16 protein-coding genes and 2 pseudogenes are annotated in these 21173 nt (G+C 43.9%); 10 read left to right on the forward strand and 8 right to left on the reverse strand.

Annotation, left to right across the window (positions count from 1 at the left end; translation table 11 throughout):
* Positions 1-120 precede the first annotated feature (120 nt).
* A pseudogene (locus tag F7734_RS38300) lies at positions 121-816 on the forward strand (AAA family ATPase); the annotation flags it as partial.
* Between the two features lie 127 nt (positions 817-943).
* Here the strand turns inward: F7734_RS38300 and F7734_RS38305 are convergent.
* Positions 944-1201 (reverse strand): sulfurtransferase TusA family protein, encoded by a 258-nt coding sequence (locus tag F7734_RS38305; RefSeq protein ID WP_155749682.1) that lies wholly within the window; start codon positions 1199-1201, stop codon positions 944-946.
* Positions 1198-2331, reverse strand: coding sequence for a molecular chaperone DnaJ (gene dnaJ / locus F7734_RS38310; protein ID WP_155749683.1), 1134 nt, complete (start codon positions 2329-2331; stop codon positions 1198-1200). Before dnaJ ends, F7734_RS38305 begins: the two co-directional genes overlap by 4 nt.
* Before the next feature lie 580 nt (positions 2332-2911).
* Here dnaJ and F7734_RS38315 point away from each other — a divergent pair.
* On the forward strand, positions 2912-3067 hold the full coding sequence (locus F7734_RS38315; protein ID WP_155749684.1) for a hypothetical protein: 156 nt from the start codon (positions 2912-2914) through the stop codon (positions 3065-3067).
* Between the two features lie 86 nt (positions 3068-3153).
* Here the strand turns inward: F7734_RS38315 and dnaK are convergent, their stop codons facing one another.
* Positions 3154-5118: a molecular chaperone DnaK gene (gene dnaK / locus F7734_RS38320; RefSeq protein WP_155749685.1), complete on the reverse strand. Its 1965-nt coding sequence runs from the start codon at positions 5116-5118 to the stop codon at positions 3154-3156.
* A 283-nt stretch (positions 5119-5401) separates the two neighbouring features.
* Positions 5402-6151, reverse strand: a complete 750-nt coding sequence (grpE, locus tag F7734_RS38325; RefSeq protein ID WP_155749686.1) for a nucleotide exchange factor GrpE — start codon at positions 6149-6151, stop codon at positions 5402-5404.
* 506 nt (positions 6152-6657) lie between these two features.
* On the opposite strand from grpE, the gene F7734_RS38330 reads away from it, so the two are divergent.
* The 4 genes from F7734_RS38330 to F7734_RS38345 all read left to right on the forward strand — a co-directional run bounded on the left by F7734_RS38330 (position 6658) and on the right by F7734_RS38345 (position 12085).
* Entirely contained in the window at positions 6658-8670 is a 2013-nt protein-coding gene (locus F7734_RS38330; protein WP_155749687.1) for a GspE/PulE family protein, read from the forward strand.
* Between the two features lie 315 nt (positions 8671-8985).
* Entirely contained in the window at positions 8986-10098 is a 1113-nt protein-coding gene (locus F7734_RS38335; RefSeq protein WP_155749688.1) for a type IV pilus twitching motility protein PilT, read from the forward strand.
* 89 nt (positions 10099-10187) lie between these two features.
* A complete protein-coding gene (locus tag F7734_RS38340) occupies positions 10188-11402 on the forward strand; it encodes a type II secretion system F family protein (protein WP_155749689.1) in 1215 nt (404 codons plus the stop codon).
* 116 nt (positions 11403-11518) lie between these two features.
* The gene (locus F7734_RS38345) at positions 11519-12085 is read left to right on the forward strand and encodes a hypothetical protein (RefSeq protein ID WP_155749690.1); all 567 of its coding nucleotides are present in this window, start codon (positions 11519-11521) and stop codon (positions 12083-12085) included.
* Positions 12086-12196: 111 nt separating this feature from the next.
* Here the strand turns inward: F7734_RS38345 and F7734_RS38350 are convergent.
* Positions 12197-12721 (reverse strand): annotated as a pseudogene (locus F7734_RS38350) (saccharopine dehydrogenase-like oxidoreductase); the annotation flags it as partial.
* 562 nt (positions 12722-13283) lie between these two features.
* On the opposite strand from F7734_RS38350, the gene F7734_RS38355 reads away from it, so the two are divergent.
* From F7734_RS38355 to F7734_RS38365, 3 genes are read left to right on the forward strand one after another with little or no spacing between them, the layout of a single operon-like run.
* Entirely contained in the window at positions 13284-13493 is a 210-nt protein-coding gene (locus tag F7734_RS38355) for a DUF2997 domain-containing protein (RefSeq protein WP_155749691.1), read from the forward strand.
* 41 nt (positions 13494-13534) lie between these two features.
* Entirely contained in the window at positions 13535-13921 is a 387-nt protein-coding gene (locus F7734_RS38360) for a DUF1257 domain-containing protein (protein ID WP_155749692.1), read from the forward strand.
* Complete coding sequence (locus F7734_RS38365) at positions 13921-14379, forward strand: ferredoxin (protein WP_155749693.1); 459 nt, start codon at positions 13921-13923, stop codon at positions 14377-14379. Before F7734_RS38360 ends, F7734_RS38365 begins: the two co-directional genes overlap by 1 nt.
* Before the next feature lie 153 nt (positions 14380-14532).
* Here F7734_RS38365 and F7734_RS38370 read toward each other — a convergent pair whose 3' ends face one another.
* From F7734_RS38370 to F7734_RS38380, 3 genes are all read right to left on the reverse strand, one after another.
* Positions 14533-16245, reverse strand: coding sequence for a DUF4335 domain-containing protein (locus F7734_RS38370; RefSeq protein ID WP_155749694.1), 1713 nt, complete (start codon positions 16243-16245; stop codon positions 14533-14535).
* 95 nt (positions 16246-16340) lie between these two features.
* Entirely contained in the window at positions 16341-16946 is a 606-nt protein-coding gene (locus tag F7734_RS38375) for a DUF3038 domain-containing protein (protein WP_038084512.1), read from the reverse strand.
* Between the two features lie 372 nt (positions 16947-17318).
* Positions 17319-19694 carry an endonuclease MutS2 gene (locus F7734_RS38380; RefSeq protein WP_155749695.1) on the reverse strand — a complete coding sequence of 792 codons (2376 nt, stop codon included), beginning with the start codon at positions 19692-19694 and terminating at the stop codon, positions 17319-17321.
* A gap of 301 nt (positions 19695-19995) precedes the next feature.
* Here F7734_RS38380 and F7734_RS38385 point away from each other — a divergent pair, with 301 nt between their 5' ends.
* Positions 19996-21159 carry a GuaB3 family IMP dehydrogenase-related protein gene (locus F7734_RS38385; protein WP_166482412.1) on the forward strand — a complete coding sequence of 388 codons (1164 nt, stop codon included), beginning with the start codon at positions 19996-19998 and terminating at the stop codon, positions 21157-21159.
* The last annotated feature ends 14 nt before the right edge of the window (positions 21160-21173 follow it).

A 21173-nucleotide genomic window follows, 5' to 3' on the forward strand; every position in this document is an offset into this window, starting at 1 on the left:
CAACTAACCACTAACAACTAACAACTAACAACTAACAACTAAAAACTAACAACTAACAACTAAAAACTAACAACTAACAACTAACAACTAACAACTAACAACTAACAACTAACAACTAACATGAAATTAACTATTCCCGAACTTTCTCTGGTTGTTCTTATTGGAGCTTCTGGTTCTGGTAAGTCAACGTTTGCTCGCAAAAACTTTCAGCCTTTTGAGATATTGTCTTCTGATTTTTGTCGCGGGCTGGTGTCTGATGATGAAAACAATCAAGCTGCAAGTTCTGATGCTTTTGATGTATTGTACTATATTGCGGCTAAGCGGTTGGCTTTGGGTAAACTCACTGTTATAGATGCGACTAATGTGTACCCGGAAGACCGCAAAAAATTACTAGCATTGGCACGAGAGTATCACTTTTTGTCTGTGGCGATCGCTTTCAATCTCCCAGAGGAACTTTGTTTCCAACGCAACCAACTACGACTAGATCGTCAGTTTGGTTTTCATGTGGTGCGCCGTCACACTCAGTTTCTGAAGCGATCGCTGCGAGGTTTGGAAAAGGAAGGTTTCCGCTATGTCTATATTCTCAATTCTGTGGAGGAAATAGAATCTGTGGAAATTGAGCGCCAACCGCTCTGGAACAACCGCAAACACGAACTTGGTCCTTTTGATATTATTGGCGATGTTCACGGTTGCTGTGATGAGCTTGAAGCACTCTTGCAAAAGTTGGGCTATGAGAAAGACAAGGGAGAGGGGGTAGACAAGGGAGAGGGGGGAGACACGGTAGACAAGGGAGAAATTTCTGTTTTGTCTACCTTGTCTACCTTGTCTACCTTGTCTACCTTGTCTACCTTGTCCCCTAAATCTAACTGCACGCGATAAAAATTAGCTTGTACAGCTAAAACCGTGCCCAATAACTGCCCAGTGGTTTCTAGGTCTTCCCCTCTCATGAGACAGCCACGGGACGGCGCACTAATAAACAATAATAATCATTACAGTTTTTAATTTGTTCCACTTGAAAGCCTGCCATAGTCAAGCTATCAGGAACTTGCTCAATTGGTTCTCCTGGATCTAACCAAACTTCTAGCAAATGACCGGGCTGCATTTGCTCCAGACGGAGTTTTGTCCGCACAAAATTTATCGGGCAAGGAGTGCCACGTAAGTCCAATTGAGCGTTAGGAGTTGAGAGGGAAGGTAGATTCATCGTTGGTGGAAAAAGTTTCCCAAAAATCCTTCTAGACCGCCTTTACCAGTGCGATCTCCTTTTATTTTAGCTAGCTTCTCCAAAAGTTCTCGTTCTTCAGCCGTAATTTTTGTCGGGATATCAATTGACACTGTAATCATGTGGTCACCACGACTTACGGGATTGCCCAAGCGAGGTACGCCATGATTTTCCAATTTCATCACCGTGTTTGGCTGGGTTCCTGGTGGAATTAGCAATTCCACCGGTCCATCTACCGTGTTCACTTCTAAACGGCAGCCCAGAATTGCTTGTAGATAGCTAACTTTAATTTCTGAGAGAACGTTAATGCCATCCCGATGGAATTCCTCATCCTCATTGACAAACAAGTAAACGTATAAATCCCCAGGAGGACCGCTACGCTGACCGGCATCGCCTTCTGAGGAGATCCGCAATCTCGTGCCATTGTCCACACCTGCAGGGATAGTAATTTTCAGCTTTTTGGTAACCTGTTTTGCGCCCTTACCCTCACAAGCGTCACATTTATCTTCTATAACCATTCCCGTACCATTACAGGTGGGACATGTAGAGACTTGGGTAAAACTGCCAAAGGGTGTTCTGGTTACGCGTCGCACTTGACCTGTTCCACTACAAGTTGAACAAGTACGCGGGCGGGTTCCCGGCTTAGCACCAGAACCGGTACACACTTCACAAGTTTCTAGATGAGAAATGCGAATTTCTTTCTCACCACCAAAAACCGCTTCTCTGAAGTCCAACTTTAGGTCTAACCGCAGGTCATCGCCTCGCACGGGTCCGCCGCGACGCCTTTGTGTTGTACCCCCCATACCACCAGCAAAGCCGCTGAAAATACTTTCAAAGATATCGGCAAAACCGCCCATATCACCCATATCTTGGAAGCCTGCACCAGCTCCACCATTTACAGCCGCTTCACCAAAGCGGTCATAGCGAGCACGGGTTTCCGGCTCCGATAGGACTTCATATGCGCGGTTAATTTCTTTAAATTGTTCCTCTGCACCCGGTTCTTTGTTCACATCTGGGTGATACTTCCGGGCTAAACGGCGGTAAGCGCGTTTGATTTCTTCTTTGTCGGCGTCACGAGAGACACCTAAAATTTCATAATAGTCGCGAGCCATATAGCAAAGGTGAAAGTTAAAAGGTAGAAAGCAGCTAGGCAACAAAGAACCTCGAGTAGCTTTAGCTGAAGTGCAAAGCACTTCGGGCTGTGCGATAAGCGAAGCTTAACGGTTGAAGCCGTATCGCTCAAAAGTTCTGATAGGCAGAAGGCAAGGGTTAAAACTTCTTAATATTTGATTTTACCTTTTACCTTTTACAAAAATCACCATAACAATTTTTTCAATGCCAAGTGCCCTTGAAGCTACTAGGTTATATCGATACTTAACACTCCGCGCACTAAAGTACGGGGATTCTCTAAGAGTTTCTGCCAATCTCTTAGATATCTAATTCAGGAACAAATAAATTGTCCCCCTGGCATTAGTTCCTGGACTCCACCCCACTTGGGATCGATATCTTCCAAGGCATGACTTTCCCGCAGCCCGCAGGTAGGGTTATAAACCTGTTTCTTATGGCTTAAGCAGTGGATTTTAGATTTTAGATTTGGGATTGAAAAGCAACGAAACCGAACTGTTTCAACCCTGTCAGGTAGTACTAACTTATCCTAATCTAGGATAATTCAGTACTCAGACACTAAAGTAGATGCCAACCAAGGTAGCATACAGTAGAAGTGACAGCGTGGTGCTGCCTCCTTTACCATTGTGCTATGTAGTTGACAAAAACTCTGCCCATTTTACAGAGGTGCTAGCCGCACTAAAAAGTGTGGAAAACCGTATTGAGCTAATTGCTAATGGCTAATTGCTAACTGCTAATTGCTAATTGCTAACTATTCTATTAGCCATTAGCCATCAGCCATTAGCCATTAGCCATTAGCCATTAGCTCTTCAGTCTATCGCTTCATAATCAGCCTGCATAGTACTTTCGTCTTCAAAATCAAAATTAAATTGCGGTGTTGCTGCTCCACTCACCGACGACGCTACAGGCTCTTCTAACTTCAATGACGCTTTTGATTCTTCAGGAGCGTCATCGCTGGGAGTTCCAGCACGGTTGTATACTTCAGCACCAATGTTAAACAAAGTTTGTTGGAAGTCTTCCAAACACTCTTTAAATTCTGCGACTGAGATGCTATCGTCAGATGCCAATGCTTTTAGACGGAGCAATTTTTCATCAGCCAAGGCTTTTATTTGGTCACTAATAACTATGCCATTGCTCTTAACGGTGGATTCGTAGCTGTACACCAAATTGTCTGCTTGGTTTTTAAGTTCGACCAACTGTATGCGTCTTTTGTCTTCTTCGGCAAACATTTCTGCTTGTTGCCGCATTCTTTCGACCTCGTTGGCACTCAAGCCACCTGTATTGGTAATCCGAATACTTTGTTCTCGACCCGTGCCTTTGTCTTGTGCCAAGACTTTAAGGATACCATTGACATCAATTTCAAAGGAAACCTCGATTTGGGGTACGCCACGGGGTGCGGGTGGAATTCCTGTCAGGAGGAATTTCCCCAAACTCTTGTTATCCCGTGCCATTGCCCGTTCACCCTGGAGGACGTGGATTTCTACAGAGGTTTGTCCATCTACTGCTGTCGAAAATATCTGAGACTTGCTAGTGGGAATTGTGGTATTGCGTTCAATAATTTTTGTAAATACTTCTCCCAAAGTTTCAATTCCTAGTGACAGGGGTGTTACGTCTAGCAAGAGAAGATTGTCAACTTCACCACCCAAAACTCCTGCTTGGATAGCAGCACCAAGTGCCACTGCTTCATCGGGGTTAATGGAGCGATCGGGAGTTTTGCCGTTAAAAAATTTCATCAGGGCGTTTTGAACCGCAGGAATGCGCGTGGAACCGCCCACTAAAATAATCCGGTCAATGTCTTGAGGTTTGAGTTCGGCATCTTTGAGCGCCTGAAGCATTGGTTCAATGGTGGCTTCAATAAGATTTGCTGCCATTTCTTCAAATTTGGCACGGCTGAGTTCCATTTCCAAATGCTTGGGACCTGTGTCGTTTGCGGTGATAAACGGCAAATTAATGGACGTGGTACCCATGCTTGAAAGTTCTATTTTTGCCTTTTCAGCCGCTTCTCGCAGGCGTTGCAATGCCATTTTATCGTGGGTCAAATCGATTTTTTCCTGCTGCTTGAAGCGTTCTACCATCCAGCGCACTATACAGTTGTCAAAATCGTCTCCTCCCAAATGGTTGTTGCCACAAGTGGCTTTTACTTCAAACACTCCATCCCCAAGTTGTAGAATAGATACGTCGAAGGTTCCGCCTCCCAAGTCAAACACCAGAATCAGCTGTTCTTGGTCTTGCTTGTCCAATCCAAAAGCTAAAGCAGCAGCCGTTGGCTCGTTAATAATCCGCAACACTTCGAGTCCGGCGATCGTACCCGCGTCTTTTGTGGCTTGTCTTTGCGCGTCTGTAAAATACGCGGGTACTGTAATTACTGCCTGGTTCACAGATTCACCCAAAAAGTTTTCAGCATCTTGCTTGAGTTTTTGCAAGATCATGGCAGAAATTTCTTGAGGCGTGTAATTGCGCCCGCGAATCTGAACATCTACAGTCTCATCTCTACCTTTGACACAGTTGTATGGGACGCGATCGCGTTCTGTAACTGTATCCTCCCAACGCCGCCCAATAAAACGCTTAATACTAAAAATTGTATTCTCAGCATTTGTCACAGCTTGACGTTTTGCCAATTGACCAACCAAGCGATCGCCACTCTTTCCAAATCCCACAATACTGGGAGTTGTTCGTCCACCTTCTGAATTAGAAATAACAATCGGCTGACCACCTTCTAGAACCGCGACACAACTATTGGTAGTGCCTAAGTCGATCCCAATAACTTTGCTCATAAATATCGGTATTTTTACGGAGTATTTATTTCCCTGGGTTTGAGCAGCAATTCCCGGTGTTAGCTATGGGTATGCTTCCACCGGTCAGGCGCTGACAAACTTTGGGCTTGATATGTACGCGGATACTTTGGTGGTCATTTGTCATTGGTCATTTGTCATTGGTCATTTGTCATTTGTTATTGGTCATTTGTCATTGGTCATTTGTCATTAATTGAACAAAGGACAAATGACACTGGACACTGGACAAATGACACTGGACACTGGACAAATGACAAATAGCTTTTCAACTATTTGCAGAACTTGAGCCGTCCTCAGAAGAAGGGGCATCTTCCTTTGGAGCAGCTACCTTCACCATGGCATGACGTAGCACTCGCTCGCCCAAGTAATATCCGCGCACTAACTCTTCTAACACTGTTCCTTCAGGATATTCATCCGTAGGTTCCCGCAATACTGCTTCATGTAGGTTGGGATCGAATGGTTGACCCTCGGGACGCATTGGGGAAACTCCCAGACGTTTGAGACAATCGACTAAGAGCTTGTAAACGCCTTGATAACTCTTATGAATGGTCATCTCACCATCATTCTGGGGTTTAATTTGCGCCCGTGCCCGTTCAAAATTATCAACAACTGGGAGTAATTCAGTAATTGTATTCCGCTTGAGCTGCTGCTCTAGGTCTTCTTTCTCTTTTTGGTTGCGCTTGCGATAGTTTTCAAAATCTGCCGCAATTCTCATATACTGGGTGCTACGCTCTTCTAGCTGCACTTTAAGAGACTCAATTTGTTGAGTTAGTTCATTTTCTTTCGCTTTGGATTCATAACTGGTAGCATCAGCAGACGCAGCCACATTGCTGTCTTGATTGGCAGCAGTTGTTTCCAAGACTGCCTCAGTTTGAGTGTCTGACTGCTGATTAACCTCATTCCCGGTTTCGTTAGTGTTGATTTGAACTGTAGAGTCGGTCATTGTTTGCTGTTCCTCAGTTAGTTCACCTGATTGCTGATTTATATTGTTCTGCTGTTGATTTTCGTCTACCATTGTGTACTTTTTCCAGACGCAATATTTTACGGTTATCGCTACATCCCAGTGACCAGTAACCACTAACCAGTGACTGATGACCAGTGACTAGTGACCAGTGACCAGTGACCAGTAATCAGTCATCGTAACACTTAACAAGTTACGTAAATTTTCTGCGATCGCTCATCAGTAATCAGTAATTATCGATCGGTTACGTATATTGTAAAAGTTCCAAAATTTATATATAGCCTTTCTCAGTCTCATGAGGTACACCCCCCTTTCATCCCCCCAAAGCATCGGGGGGACAGAGGGGGGTAATTTTCGTACCTCACCAAGTTGAAATTTGCTGTAGGTAAACAAGAAATTGATTTACGATTTAAATCTGCTGCTTTTCAGTATAAGGATTAACAGGTCACCGAGCGCTGATTACTGGTCACTGGTCGGGTGATTTCTTCAGTGTCGGTGTCAATTTTGTCTTCAAGGTTGGGAATACTCTAGCTAGAGGTTTCCGCAACTAACGACATACTATGACTTACTCGTCACCACAGAGGCGCAGTACTGCTCTTACGACAAGAGCTGAGTTTTCGCCCTTCGGCAACAAACTTGTGCAATCTGGCTTTGTTGACAGCGAACAAATGAGACAAGCGCTGATAGAAAGCCGCAAGTCAGGCAGACCCCTGACAGAAGTATTGGAAACAATTTCAGGCAGACAGCTAACACCAGAGTTACTCAGACAGTATAAAAAGCAGCAACTATTTGAACTCAAAATACTATACGGTGTTGAATCGCTCGATCCGGAAGTCAGCCAAGTTGGACAAACAACAGTTGGTCAACTGATTGACACCCTCATTCCGGTTGATATTTGTCGTCGCCATCGCTTGGTTCCTTTGGCAAAACATGATGACCAAAACCCACCCTCTGTTTTGGTAGCAATGGTAGCCCCAGATAACTTAGAGGCTTCAGATGACTTACAGCGTATCTTGCGCCCGCAGGGATTAGTATTGCAGCGCATGGTAATTACCCAGGAGGACTACCAACAACTGATTAACCAGTATTTAGATGAACTGGCTGTTCGGCAAAAGCACATAGAACAGGAAAAATTTACAGATATCAATCAGGATTTAGAAAATTTAGAAAATCTCAATATGGATGAAGCGCCCGAAGACGGCGAAGCCGATTTGGGTGCAGCAATGAAAGGGGCTGAAGATGCTCCCGTTATTAATTTGGTTAATAGAATTCTTGCTAAAGCTTTACACGAAAAGGTTTCTGATATTCACATCGAACCACAGGAAGAAAATTTACGCATTCGTTTTCGGAAAGATGGCGTGCTGCGTGAGGCTTTTGACCCTCTGCCGAAAAAAATCATTCCTGCTGTCACAGCCCGTTTCAAAATCATTTCTAACTTAGATATTGCCGAACGGCGTTTACCTCAAGACGGACGGATTCGACGAATGTTTGAGGGACGCAAGGTTGACTTTCGTGTCAACACTTTGCCCAGCCGCTACGGGGAAAAGGTAGTACTGCGGATTTTGGATAACTCCTCAACACAACTAGGGTTGAATAAACTGATTACAGATCCTGACACACTACACATAGTCCAAGAGATGGTTGCTCGTCCCTTTGGTCTAATTCTGGTAACGGGACCGACAGGTTCTGGTAAAACCACAACTTTGTATTCTGCTCTTTCAGAAAAGAACTCTCCCGGCATTAATATCAGTACAGTAGAAGACCCTATTGAGTACAGCTTACCCGGAATTACTCAGGTGCAAGTGATTCGGGAAAAAGGGCTAGACTTTGGGACGGCTTTGCGAGCTTTCTTACGACAAGATCCAGATGTGTTACTTGTGGGTGAAACGCGAGACAAAGAAACAGCAAAAACTGCTATTGAGGCAGCGTTGACGGGTCACTTGGTTCTCACCACCTTACACACAAATGATGCTCCCGGTGCGATCGCTCGTTTGGGAGAAATGGGCATTGAATCTTTCATGGTTTCTAGCTCCCTCATCGGTGTATTGGCACAACGCTTGGTACGGCGTGTTTGCGCCAGTTGCCGCATTCCTTACACCCCCACTGTAGAAGAACTAGCTCGCTACGGGCTATCAGCCAGCCAAGAAGCAGGTATCACTTTTTATAAAGCAAATACCCTCACAGCAGAGCAACTTCAAGACGCTAAAGCCAAGAATCATGTATGTCCAGATTGTAACGGTGTTGGCTATAAAGGACGTTGTGGTGTTTATGAAGTCATGCGAGTGACCGAACGCCTGCAAGCGTTGATCACCGAAGAAGCCCCAACGGAAAGAATTAAAGAGGTAGCAGTGGAAGAAGGAATGAAAACCCTGCTAGCTTACAGCTTAGATCTTGTACGCCAAGGTTCCACCACTTTAGAAGAAGTAGAAAGGGTAACATTCACCGACACAGGTTTAGAAGCAGAGTTAAAAGCCAAACGCAAGAGCGGTCTTACCTGCAAAACTTGCAATGCTGGATTGCAACCAGAATGGCTCGATTGCCCATACTGTATGACACCTAGGTTTCAGGATTAGTTAGTTGTTGGTTGTTAGTTGTTGGTTGTTAGTTGTTGGTTGTTAGTTGTTAGTAGAAATCACAATGAACCAGACAACTAACCACTAACCACTAACCACTAACCACTAACCACTAACCACTAACCACTAACCACTAACCACTAACCACCAAACCACTAACCACTAACCACTAACCACTAACCACTAACCACTACCACTAACCACCCAACCACAACCACTAACCACTAACGCACTAACCCACTAACCACCAACACTAACCACTAACCACTAACCACTAACCACTAACCACTAACCACCTACATAAGAAACAAAAAAATGGAATTAATGATTGAAGATTTGATGGAGCAATTGATTGAAATGGGCGGTTCAGATATGCACTTATCTGCAGGATTGCCTCCCTATTTTCGTATTAGTGGCAAACTGACTCCTATTGGTGACCAACCAATGACAGTCGATCAGTGCCAAAGACTGATTTTTAGTATGTTGAATAACACTCAACGGAAAACATTAGAACAAACTTGGGAGTTAGATTGTTCTTATGGTGTTAAAGGATTGGCACGTTTCCGGGTTAACGTTTATAAAGAGCGTGGAGCCTATGCTGCTTGTTTGCGAGCACTCAGTTCTAAGATTCCTAACTTTGAAAAATTGGGTTTACCTGATGTTGTTCGGGAAATGGTAGATAAGCCGAGAGGATTGGTTTTGGTTACAGGTCCGACAGGTTCTGGTAAGACCACAACCTTAGCAGCATGTATTGACTTAATCAATCGTACTAAGGCAGAACACATTTTGACTGTAGAAGATCCTATCGAATTTGTTTACGAACCTGTTAAAAGTCTTATCCACCAACGACAACTTAATGAAGATACTAAGAGTTTTGCTAATGCTTTGAGAGCAGCACTTCGGGAAGATCCAGATATTGTTCTTGTTGGTGAAATGCGGGACTTAGAAACAATTTCTTTGGCTATTTCTGCTGCAGAAACAGGTCACTTAGTCTTTGGGACACTACACACTAGTTCTGCAGCACAAACAGTAGATAGAATCATCGACGTTTTCCCTCATGAAAGACAAACTCAAGTGCGAGTGCAGCTGTCTAACTCATTAGTAGCAGTCTTCAGCCAAACACTAGTTCCGAAGAAAAACCCCAAACCAGGTGAGTATGGGCGGGTAATGGCCCAAGAAATTATGGTGGTAACACCTGCTATTTCCAACTTAATTCGAGAAGGAAAAACTTCTCAAATTTACTCTGCTATTCAAACAGGAGGTAAGTTAGGAATGCAAACTCTAGAAAAAGTTTTAGCAGACTTATACAAAGCAGGAACTATCTCTTTTGAAGCAGCCATGTCTAAGACTTCCAAACCAGATGAAGTTCAACGCCTTATAGGTCCTGGTGCGCCATCTCCATCCGCAGCCGCTGCTAAAGCGCATTAATTTTGCTAATTGCTAATTGCTAGTAGCTAATGGAGCCATTAGCAATTAGCCATTAGCAATTAGCCATTAGCAATTAACATTGTGATACTATGCCAACATTTGTTGCTCGTGTTAAAGATTCGCAAGGAAAAGCCAAAACCGAAAAAGTTGTAGCTGATTCCTTGGCTGACGCCCGTACTTCTTTAAGACAACAGGGTTATGTTGTTCAAGACCTTAAAAAACAAGCTCAAGGTTTTGATTTACAACAATTTTCCACAAAATTCACTAGCGTTTCTGTTAAGGATAAAGCTGTTTTTTCACGTCAACTTGCTGCATTAGTCAATGCAGGCGTGGCAATTGTTAGAAGTTTAGGGGTCTTAGCCGAACAATGTACTAACCCTAAACTCAAACAAGCTCTTTTAGGTATTAGCTCTGAAGTTCAAAATGGTGTTAACCTTTCAGACGCAATGCGTAAATATCCTGATTGCTTTGATGGTTTATATGTCAGCATGATCCAGGCTGGAGAAGTCGGGGGTGTTTTGGATGAAGTCTTGAATCGTTTGGCTAAGTTGTTAGAGGATGTTGCACGATTACAAAACCAGATTAAATCGGCAATGGCTTATCCCGTTGCTGTCAGTGTCATAGCAATTACTATCTTTGTAGGGATGACGGTTTTTCTAATTCCAATTTTTGCTAAGATTTTCGAGGAATTAGGAACAACTTTACCGCCTCTAACTCAATTCATGATGTTTTGTAGTGAAACCTTCCGCAGCTGGAGGATGATAATTGTAATTGCTATTATTGTAGGTTTTCAGATTGCCTATAAACAGTACTACAAAACTAGAGTTGGTCGCGAAACTATTGACCGCCTTTCACTGAAAATGCCTTTGCTTGGTGACTTAATTCAAAAATCTTCTGTTGCTCGCTTTAGCCGAACTTTTGGTGCTTTGACTCGTTCGGGTGTACCAATTCTGACATCTTTAGAAATTGTGCGAGATACATCGGGAAACCAGGTTGTTGCTAATGCCATTGATGCAGCAAAAATGGAAATTCAACAAGGAGGTATGATTAGTATTGCTTTGCAAAAAGAGAAAGTTTTTCCTCTAATGGCAATTCAAATGATTAGTATTGGCGAGGAAACAGGTGAATTAGATGGAATGTTGATGAAAATTGCCGATTTTTATGAAGATGAAGTTGAGCAAGCAGTAAAAGCATTAACGAGCATTTTAGAACCAATTATGATTGTGGTCTTAGGGGGTATGGTAGGTACTATTTTGATGTCAATGTATTTACCTCTGTTTGCAGTTTTCGAGAAGCTAGGCTAAATGAATGATGAATGATGAATGATGAATGCTACACCCTTAAATTCATAATTCATCATTCACAATTCATAATTCATAATTCCCAATTCACAATTCATAATTCATAATTCATAATTTTTATGCCTGTACAAAAATCACATTATGAAGCGTGTTTGGCAGAGTACAGCAATATTGTGGCTGCGATCGCACTGCTCAAGCAACACCGTCCCTATCTAGAAATGATTCCAAGCTTGCGGCGTCCGGATGAAAGCGTTATTGCAATTCCGTTACCCGTTACTCATCTTCGTAGTGAAGGCACAACAGCCGAAGCAATTCGCTTACCCTGCGATATAGCTATTTTGATGTGCGATCCTGAATGGAAAATTAAAACCGGACCTGAAATCTTGATTTTTATTCATCGTCCCCACGAAGATTTTTCCGATTTATTGGGACGTTGGCGACAAACCCAAGTTTATTTGGATAAAGACTATGAATGGCTAATGCCCGCCCGTTACAAACATATTTTAAGTGAGGGGACAAATACCGTATATCCATTGTTTGTTTTATTCCCCGAAACATCGGAACGAATTAAACGAGGCTTTGCAGGTGCTTATCTTCCTTTTGTTGTGATTTCTACACCGGAATTATTGCTTGAGGAAAGCATAATAGGAAGCCTATCTTCAGATGGTTTATCTGCTGAAACATAAACTTAGGGCGTAGGGTGGGCATTGCCCACCACTTACAAAACAAAGGCTTATGGGCAGATGCCAACAACGCTTATCAAGAAAATAATTCTTTTCCCATGCCCAATGCCCAATGGCGTCCGTCATTGCCCTAGCCGTTTCCACATCAAAACTACTCATATGGGCAATATCCTCCCGGATAGTAGCGCGGTAAGCTTCCCAGTTAGCAATTCCCACACCAAAGGTAATTTCTACCCGATGAATTTCAGCGTAGCTTTGTGCTGCCAATGCTGCGGCTGCTGTTAACAACCCTGGTGTTGGTCCACACCCTGTCATGTAGGTTATCCCCGCCGCTTGCAGTTCTTCTTTCTACAGTGCCTGCTTTGTTCAGTAAATCCTCAATACTGCGATTTGTGAGAGTTCCAAAGGGTTCTAAGTAACCTACTGAACCTCGCTTTGGTATTTTGCAATACACGCTTGAGCATCTAACCCTTCAGTGGCATAAGCAAAACCTTTGTTATCTGCTGCTGCCACTAAAATCATTTCACGTTTTGGAGCGAGTACGCGAGCTGCTGCTTGCCCCAGTCCGCCAAAACCCAGTACTCCTACGCGGATTGCATTGTTGAAAGCGGTAGAACCTGTTACCTGTTGTGAATTCATTGTCAATATGTTTGTTGCGATAGATATAAAGCTTACCAAACAAAGGCAGAGGGCAGAGGAGCCACTGCGGTGGACGGTTTCACAGGCTACAGCAAGTGGCGTGGCAGAAGAAGAATAAAGTAATTTTTAATACAAATTAATTTTTGTGTAACTTTGTCTCATCTGGTCTGATGCCCTTCTGCTGTCTGCCATTTGCCCTTTTGACCTCTACCATCTACCTTTCCTCTAGTAATGATAAAATCTTTCAATAAGTTTTCAGCTTTTAGAGCCATTAGATGCTGCTACTGCTGGTTTTTAAGATTTGTAGCACATTCTTTACAAATAGAATTTTGAAGCTTGACTATTTGATAAGGTTAAGGGAAACTAACAAATATCAGAGGTAATGACTTACAAACATAATAATTTTTGTTAACTTTCTGAGATATATATTTTGAGAGATGGAACATTAGTTAACAAAGTGGCAAATTTGTAGCTAAGGGAAAACGCTGTCCCAGAGAGCTACTTCATTAGCCACTTGCTACAGCATTACTGTCCAAGCTTAGTGTTTTGGTTGGCGAAAAGCATGGAAACATTAGAATTCATAATTTATCCAGACGGTCGGGTACAAGAAAAAGTCACTGGCATAGTGGGTGCTTCCTGCGCGGAAGTCACAAAAGCCATAGAGGCTCAGCTGGGACAGGTACTAAGTCAAGAACCAACTTCAGAACACTTTGCTACTAAGGTACAGGAAACCAATGTAGCAAATACACAAAGCGCTTTTAGCGATTGGTAAGTTTTCATACAAAGTTTAGTTTCATTGAAATTACAACCACCATGTCACACTTCAGCCAAATTAAAACCCAAATCCGTAACGTTGAATCTTTGAAAGATGCTTTATCCGAGTTGGGGCTAGACTGGAAACAGGGTCTACGTGAAGTACGTGGATATCGCGGTCAAAAGCACAATGCCGAAATTACCATTGAACAAGATAATGGTTATGACATCGGCTTTAGATGGAATGGTCAAGAATACGAACTGGTTGCCGATCTACAGTACTGGCAACAAAATTTAACTGTAGAAGGGTTTCTCCGCAAAGTTACACAGCGCTATGCATACCATACAGTCGTCAAAGAAACGGCTCGTGCGGGATTTCAAGTTGCCGAACAGCAAAAAAATGAAGATGGTTCAATCCGCCTACTTGTACAACGCTGGAGTTCTTAATGTCCGATTTCCTTTCACCGGAACAAGGGGAGGATAATCGTTCTGGTTTAGAGCCAGAATTGGGCGGTTTTTTACGAGATGACCCAGAACGTTCCGGTTTTGAACCAGAGTTAGGGGGTGTGCTGCGGCAAAAAGGTGTTTACGTTGACGAAATCACCTGTATCGGCTGCAAGCACTGCGCTCACGTTGCCCGTAATACATTTTATATAGAAGACGATTACGGGCGTTCTCGTGTCATGCGTCAAGATGGTGACCCAGAAGAGATAATTCAGGAAGCGATCGATACCTGTCCTGTTGATTGCATTCACTGGGTTGATTACACAAAGCTCAAAAAACTAGAGGATGAGCGAAAATATCAAGTGATTCCTCTCATTGGCTATCCGCTAGACCAAGCTATTGTTTCTTCTCAACAGCGACGCAAGAAGCAAAAGCTTAAAAGAAGAAAATCTAGTTATTAATCAATTACCCCCCTTAGTCCCCCCTTAGAAAGGGGGGAAATTGAACTGACAATTCCCTCCCCTTTCCAAGGGGAGGGCTAGGGTGGGGTAAATTTAAGCGTTGTTTGTAACAACTTTTCCCAGTCCCCAGTCGCCGATCCCCAATCACTGTGCTCAATCTTTTTCAGGGAAAGTTTGTACTTTACCATCAGGACTAAAAACTGCTCGAATTCTGACAGATTGTCCGTTCTTATTAGGAGATACAAAAGGTTCACCGATTAAAGGCATTCCGGTACGGTCAACAAAATCCCTTGCTGCTTTTCCTAAAGGCATGATTCTTTCTATAGTACCATCTACACCCACCAGTAAACTGTACTCAATAGCTTGCTTCAAACCATTAGGTGGTTCCCATCGCTGTTTCAGAAACTCTCTAGCTTCTGAAATTTGTAATGAATCAAACAACCTATCGTTCGTGCTATTGGCGGCTACCTCCGTAGGTGTATTGTTCGGTTTGCGACTTTGGCGCAATCTAGCAACAAGTGCGTCAGTATCACTGGGAGTCGTAGCATTGAATGGCGGAACTCCTGTGGTGGAGTTTATCCCTCTAGCACTCTCTAAGTTAGAAGGTATGTTGGGTAGAGGTGGGGGAACTGCTGGGATACTAGAAGATCCAAGTTCTGGAGTGGATATGCTAGGTGGATTTTTAAAATCGGGTGACAAAGCAGGAATTTCACCCCTGGAGGTTGATGTTAGGGTGCTTTGTTTCGCACTTGGTTGAAGAGTAATTCTTTGGCTGGGGGTTTTATTAGCAGATGCTGTATTTTGTGGAGAGGAGGTAAGAGGGGGAATTGTTGTACTCGGTACAGTGAGTGATGTCCCTGAAGATGGTAAAGTTCCTTTGGGCAAAGTTGCAATTTTAGGAGAAGCCCCACTAAAAGTTGGGAAGCCCGATGTGGGAGATGTTAGCGAGCTGGAAGGTATTTGAGCTTGGGAAGACGCAGGAGGAGTTGGTGGTAAGATTGGGAACGTTTGAGCTGATGGGGCAGAAGAGGTAGATGGAGGTAATGGAAAGTTAGCGCTGAAGGTTGGTAGTGACTGCGGTATCAAATCATTGCTTGGAGGGCTAAGTGTCGGTAGAGGCGATGATAGATTTGATGGCGGAGAATCTTGTAAAGCTATTGTTTGTGATGACGAACTGGATTTTCCTGCGGTTTGCTCCTCTTGTCGGAGACGATTTGCATACTGCCAAGTTATGGGTGCCAAACCTACACCTATTGCTAAGACTGCAGCCACAGGAGCCCAAACGGGAATAGGAGATACTCTAGAACGAGAATTGAGATCTGGGAGTGCCATGACATCACTTGAGTACTCATCCAAGGCAGTCGCCAAGTCGAACAATTGCAGTAAACTTAACTCAACAACTCCACCAGAAGTTGGATTTGCCAGAGGTCCCAAAAATAAACTGTGTTTTAAATGATTATTTGGTTGTATGTGTATATCTCCCCTTGGTATGCGTTCGCTCAAAGGGTTGATTGTGGTAGTTGCCGTTGAAGAAGTCGTAAAATCTGGCGCTAGTGTTGCATCTGATGCTTGGCTGATATCTCTCATAGATGAGAAATTTGCCCAGAAGCTTTCAGGAGACATCTGTAAGAATTCTTGAACGTAGTTTGTGACTACTACACATAAAGCTTCTAGTTGTTCGCTATCGCCTCTAATCGCAACTTTCCTTTCGTCAGGAAGTTGCGGATCGTCAAAGCGAAGCTCAAAGCGAAGTTGCTTCAGGACGGATTTACCCATCCACCTTGACAAAGCCGAGCTTTGCGCCAAAACTTCTAAAGTACAAGTGGGCGGTGTATACCGACGGATTGTAGGATTTGATACAGGCATGGCAGGAACTGCAAGCAAGTTATTTTGGATTTTGGATTTTGGATTTTGGATTTTGGATTTTGGATGCGTGACTTTTCAAATCAGAAATCTCAAATCTAAAATTTTGTGGAACGATCTATAAGTGCAAGCCAGAGACGGCGATGCCCACCGGGACTACTATAAAAAAGTACATCTATAAGAAGTTTTAAAGCTAGGTGGGTTAGTTCATCTGTGGAGATGGTTTCGTCTTCCTCCATTCGCTCTTGGTAGGTGTTGCAGAAAGCATCAATGTAATCTCCCAGTAAAGCAGCCTGATGTGGTTCGCGATTGTTTTCCGCCATTTGTTCTAACAGCCCAACAGCACGGCGGATCAACTCTTGGTGCTGTTTTGCCAAGTAACAAATAATGAGAACAAGTGCTCTAGCTTCTTCTACGTCTAGTTTTTTTCGCCCTCCTTGACCTTTACGTAGTGGATTTGACTGTCTCAGTCGCCACAACGCTACTCTGTCTGGCACTCTTGACTCTAAATCCAATTGAACTGCCGCTTGTAGCATTGCCTCTGAGCCAATGCCAGTTAAAGTTTCTAGCGCCAACAGCACCAAATCCAACTGGGTTTTGATATTATCCCAGTGAACGGAGTTCGGGGCACCAATCTTGATTAGATCCTCCCACTGCGAATTTGGGGTGGGGGAATTGGCGGCAGTGTGCATAACTTTCAGCATAGGTGATCGGGCTGGTAGGGGCTGTTGCTGTTACCCATTTTGAAACCAGACTTTTTTTAACTCAGAATGGTTTCCTTGCAGGATGTGCTGCAACCACAGCTACAGCTTCTATCACTATTGGACAACAGCTAATGTCTTTGTTTTACTCTATGATGAAAAGCTGTTTTCACAAAGTCATAAGATAAATTAATCTTTTTTTTGAAAGATTAATTTATCTTGGTTAGTAGTTGGTGGTTGGTGGTTAGTGGTTAATAGTGTAGTAAGAATTTTTGGGTTATATACTCACGGACATGCACAACGCATCAACACTGTACGGGCTCAAGGCGTTGCGCCCCTACCAACCACTAACAACTAACCACTCACCACTAACAACTAACCAACATAAGCAACTGTCACCCCAGAGCCTCCATCAGCTTGTTCTGCAGCTTCATAACGGCTGACTCGTGGGTGCTGTTGCAAAAAGGCATGAACGCCTTGTCGCAGTTTACCTGTGCCGTGTCCGTGAATAATCCAGATCGGTCCGTTAGCTTCTGAAATGGCTTTATCTAAAATAATTTCCGCATCAGGAACCCTGCGTCCGCGTATATCGACTGTGTTTTTAGATGTACGAATGGCTGGGGCTGGTTGCGGAGCTGGTGTTGGTGTTGGTGCTGGTGCTGGTTTGGGTTTAGTGACTGGTTCGGCTTTTTGCCCATCAAGCGATTCTACGTCTTCCAATTTGACTGTCATCTTCATCATCCCAAAGCGGACTGTTAACTCCCCGTCATTGTCGGGAGCAGTTAAGACTTCTGCTGTTTGCCCTAATCTGGGTATGCGGATGCGATCGCCCACTTTAGGAATAAATCCGACTTTGGGTTTTGGTGGTGGTGCGGGCGCGTATTTCTCAGTAATTTCATTCAATGCATTTGTTGCTTGCTGGGCATCTTGCGCTGTGGGCTTTCCTTGCTGCAAGCAGCGAATGACTTGGGCAATTTCACCTCTTGCTTGAGCAATTGCCTGTTTAACTGCTACCTCTTGTGAAGCACGTAACGCCTGTTCTCTTTCCTCTAAATTCCGGGCTTTGTCAGAGACTTCTTTATATAAACGTTCTGCTTGCTGTAACAAATCTTGCGCTTGGGCGGCTTTAGTTTCCTGACGGCGGCGTTGTGCTTCCAAGCCAGCAATAACTTGGTTCACTTCGTCAGTTGCTCCTCCGAGTTGTGTTTTTGCTTGTTCCACAACTTCTTGCTTCAATCCCAAGCGACGAGCGATCGCTAAAGCATTAGAACGTCCCGGTATTCCCCAAAGAAGGCGGTAAGTTGGTGAAAGCGTACCTTCATCAAATTCCACAGAAGCATTTTCAAACCGCTCCGATTGGTATTTCAGCGCTTTCAGTTCCCCAAAGTGGGTTGTGGCAATAGTCAGCAGTGCATGGTCTGCCAAATATTGTAGCAATGCGATTGCCAAAGCACTGCCTTCTGCGGGATCTGTTCCTGCACCCACTTCGTCTAGTAAAACTAGAGAATTACTATCCAATGCTTCCAAAACCCGACTAATACGACGGATATGCCCGGAAAAGGTGGACAAATTTTGTTGCAGCGATTGTTCGTCCCCAATATCTGCCAGGATCTGTTGAAACCAAGGTATTTCTACTGGTTCGCGAGCCGGTACAAACAAACCCACTTTTGCCATCAATGCTGCCAAACCCAAGGTTTTCAGGGTGACTGTTTTACCACCCGTGTTTGGTCCTGTGATAGTGACTACCCGTATTTGTGGCTGAATTAATAAATCTACCGGAACGACAGGATGTCCCTGTTCGTGTTGATGCTGCCACACCAGAAGTGGATGGTGTAACCGCCGCAAAGTAATGCTTTCTTTTCCTTGGAAATCGATAAAGCGGGGAGGATTTGCTTTGAGCCAGAAACTGTAGCGCGATTTAGCAACAGCGAGGTCTAAGGTGGTTGCAATTGCCAACAGATTTTCTAAGTCTGGTTTGACTGCTGCTACCTGTTGAGTTAAATTTCGGCGAATCGCTTCTTCTTCGACTTGTTCTCTTCTCAGTAATTGCCGCAGTTGGTTCCCCATTGGCACTACAGAATTTGGTTCTACGTACAATGTTGCCCCACTGCTTGAGCTATCGTGAACTATTCCCGGTATAGCATCTTTCTGGGGTGCTTTTACAGGGATAACAAAGCGATCGCCCCTTTGTGTAACAACCTGTTCTTGAACTGCGCTTGATTTCGCTTGTATAATATTTTGCAGCCTCTGAATAATCTGACCGCGTGTTTGCCGCAAGGAAATGCGAATTTCATCAAGTTTTTGGCTAGCGCGATCGGCAACTTGTCCTCTCTCATCAATACATCTGTGAATTTCTTGTTCTAATTCCGGGTAAGTCCGTAAATCACTAACCAGTTCGTTAAGGATTGGCAAATCTGGATGATTGTCGATCGCACGGCGTAAATTTCTAGTGCCTGATAAAGTCGTGGCAATAGCCAGGAGTTCGTCCCCAGTCAGAATGCCTTGCAGTTCAGCGCGTTCTAGAGAATCACCAATATCTTGAATTCCATCAAATGAGAGCCCTGCATTCAGACGGCTTTCCAGTTCGTAGACTTCTTTAGTTTGAGCTAATAACTGTTCGCTTTGGGCTTGAGACTCAGGAATTGTTAAATGACGTGCTGCAATAACTCCCAACTTTGTCGCCGCGAAGGTGGACAAATGCTGGCAGAGGCGAGACCATTCGAGTAGTTCTAACGTTTCAGATTGAATCAAGGGGTGCGAATCTGAATGAAGTATAAGTTGATAGTCATACCAAATTGAAAAAACTCCGACAGATAATTAGATTGAGATTAAGTCTAGGTAAGACGTTCTCAATCCAAAATCTAAAATCTAAAATCCAAAATGGTACAACAACTCTATTGTGGCTCAAATAGAGGTGTAGTGGAGTACGAGATCTCCGAATTTGTAATATTCTTGTAATATTTCTTTTACAAAATTGGTTGAGAGAAAAATCTCTGCAACTCCCCTGTAATTTTGATACCCTAGCTTAAATAGATTTGGGAACATAAAGAGCGTGGACATTCAAATTGGGCGGGGAAAGGTAGCTCGTAGAGCCTACGGTATCGATGAAATTGCACTTGTTCCTGGTAGGAGAACACTCGATCCAAGTTTGGCAGACACCAGCTGGAGCATTGGCAATATTAAGCGAGAAATTCCGATTATTGCTAGTGCCATGGATGGCGTAGTAGATGTCCGCATGGCTGTGCTTTTGTCACAGTTAGGAGCATTAGGAGTCCTCAACTTGGAAGGGATTCAAACTCGTTACGAAGATCCAGAGCCAATTTTAGACCGTATTGCTGCGGTTGGTAAAGAAGAATTTGTTCCTTTAATGCAAGAATTGTATGCCGAACCCATTAAACCGGAACTTATAGAACGACGAATCAAAGAAATTAAAGAACAAGGTGGCATTGCAGCTGTAAGTGCTACACCTGCGGGGGCTAGCAAATACGGTGCCGTTGTTGCTCAAGCTGGGGCAGATCTCTTTTTTGTGCAAGCAACAGTTGTTTCTACTGCACACCTGTCCCCTGAGTCAATTATTCCTCTAGACTTGGCTAAATTCTGCCAGGAAATGCCAATACCCGTCATTTTGGGGAACTGTGTCACTTACGATGTTACCCTCAATTTGATGAAAGCAGGAGCCGCTGCAGTACTGGTGGGAATTGGACCTGGTGCTGCTTGTACTTCTCGCGGTGTTTTAGGTGTAGGCATTCCTCAAGCCACTGCAGTAGCAGACTGTGCGGCTGCCCGTGACGATTATTATCAAGAAACAGGCAAATATGTACCTGTGATTGCTGATGGGGGTTTAATCACTGGTGGCGACATCTGTAAATGTATTGCTTGCGGTGCTGATGGAGTGATGATTGGTTCTCCCTTCGCCAGAGCAGCTGAAGCTCCAGGGCGGGGATATCATTGGGGAATGGCAACACCCAGCCCAGTCCTTCCTCGCGGTACGCGCATCAAAGTAAGTACTACGGGCAGTTTAGAGCAGATTCTCCGAGGACCCGCACAATTAGATGATGGGACTCACAATCTTTTAGGGGCACTAAAGACTAGCATGGGTACATTAGGAGCCAAAAACATTAAAGAAATGCAACAAGTCGATGTAGTCATCGCTCCTTCTTTGTTAACTGAAGGAAAAGTCTATCAGAAAGCCCAGCAACTGGGTATGGGTAAGTGAGGGGACTGGGGGCT

The organism is Scytonema sp. UIC 10036, assembly GCF_009725235.1.

Coding starts and splice junctions, on each gene's coding strand:
- dnaK (WP_155749685.1), bottom strand. CDS start 5,118: ATGAGCAAAGTTATTGGGATCGACTTAGGCACTACCAATAGTTGTGTC.
- F7734_RS38365 (WP_155749693.1), top strand. CDS start 13,921: ATGTCCGATTTCCTTTCACCGGAACAAGGGGAGGATAATCGTTCTGGT.
- F7734_RS38315 (WP_155749684.1), top strand. CDS start 2,912: ATGCCAACCAAGGTAGCATACAGTAGAAGTGACAGCGTGGTGCTGCCT.
- dnaJ (WP_155749683.1), bottom strand. CDS start 2,331: ATGGCTCGCGACTATTATGAAATTTTAGGTGTCTCTCGTGACGCCGAC.
- F7734_RS38370 (WP_155749694.1), bottom strand. CDS start 16,245: ATGCCTGTATCAAATCCTACAATCCGTCGGTATACACCGCCCACTTGT.
- F7734_RS38330 (WP_155749687.1), top strand. CDS start 6,658: ATGACTTACTCGTCACCACAGAGGCGCAGTACTGCTCTTACGACAAGA.
- F7734_RS38345 (WP_155749690.1), top strand. CDS start 11,519: ATGCCTGTACAAAAATCACATTATGAAGCGTGTTTGGCAGAGTACAGC.
- grpE (WP_155749686.1), bottom strand. CDS start 6,151: ATGGTAGACGAAAATCAACAGCAGAACAATATAAATCAGCAATCAGGT.
- F7734_RS38360 (WP_155749692.1), top strand. CDS start 13,535: ATGTCACACTTCAGCCAAATTAAAACCCAAATCCGTAACGTTGAATCT.
- F7734_RS38355 (WP_155749691.1), top strand. CDS start 13,284: ATGGAAACATTAGAATTCATAATTTATCCAGACGGTCGGGTACAAGAA.
- F7734_RS38335 (WP_155749688.1), top strand. CDS start 8,986: ATGGAATTAATGATTGAAGATTTGATGGAGCAATTGATTGAAATGGGC.
- F7734_RS38340 (WP_155749689.1), top strand. CDS start 10,188: ATGCCAACATTTGTTGCTCGTGTTAAAGATTCGCAAGGAAAAGCCAAA.
- F7734_RS38305 (WP_155749682.1), bottom strand. CDS start 1,201: ATGAATCTACCTTCCCTCTCAACTCCTAACGCTCAATTGGACTTACGT.
- F7734_RS38375 (WP_038084512.1), bottom strand. CDS start 16,946: ATGCTGAAAGTTATGCACACTGCCGCCAATTCCCCCACCCCAAATTCG.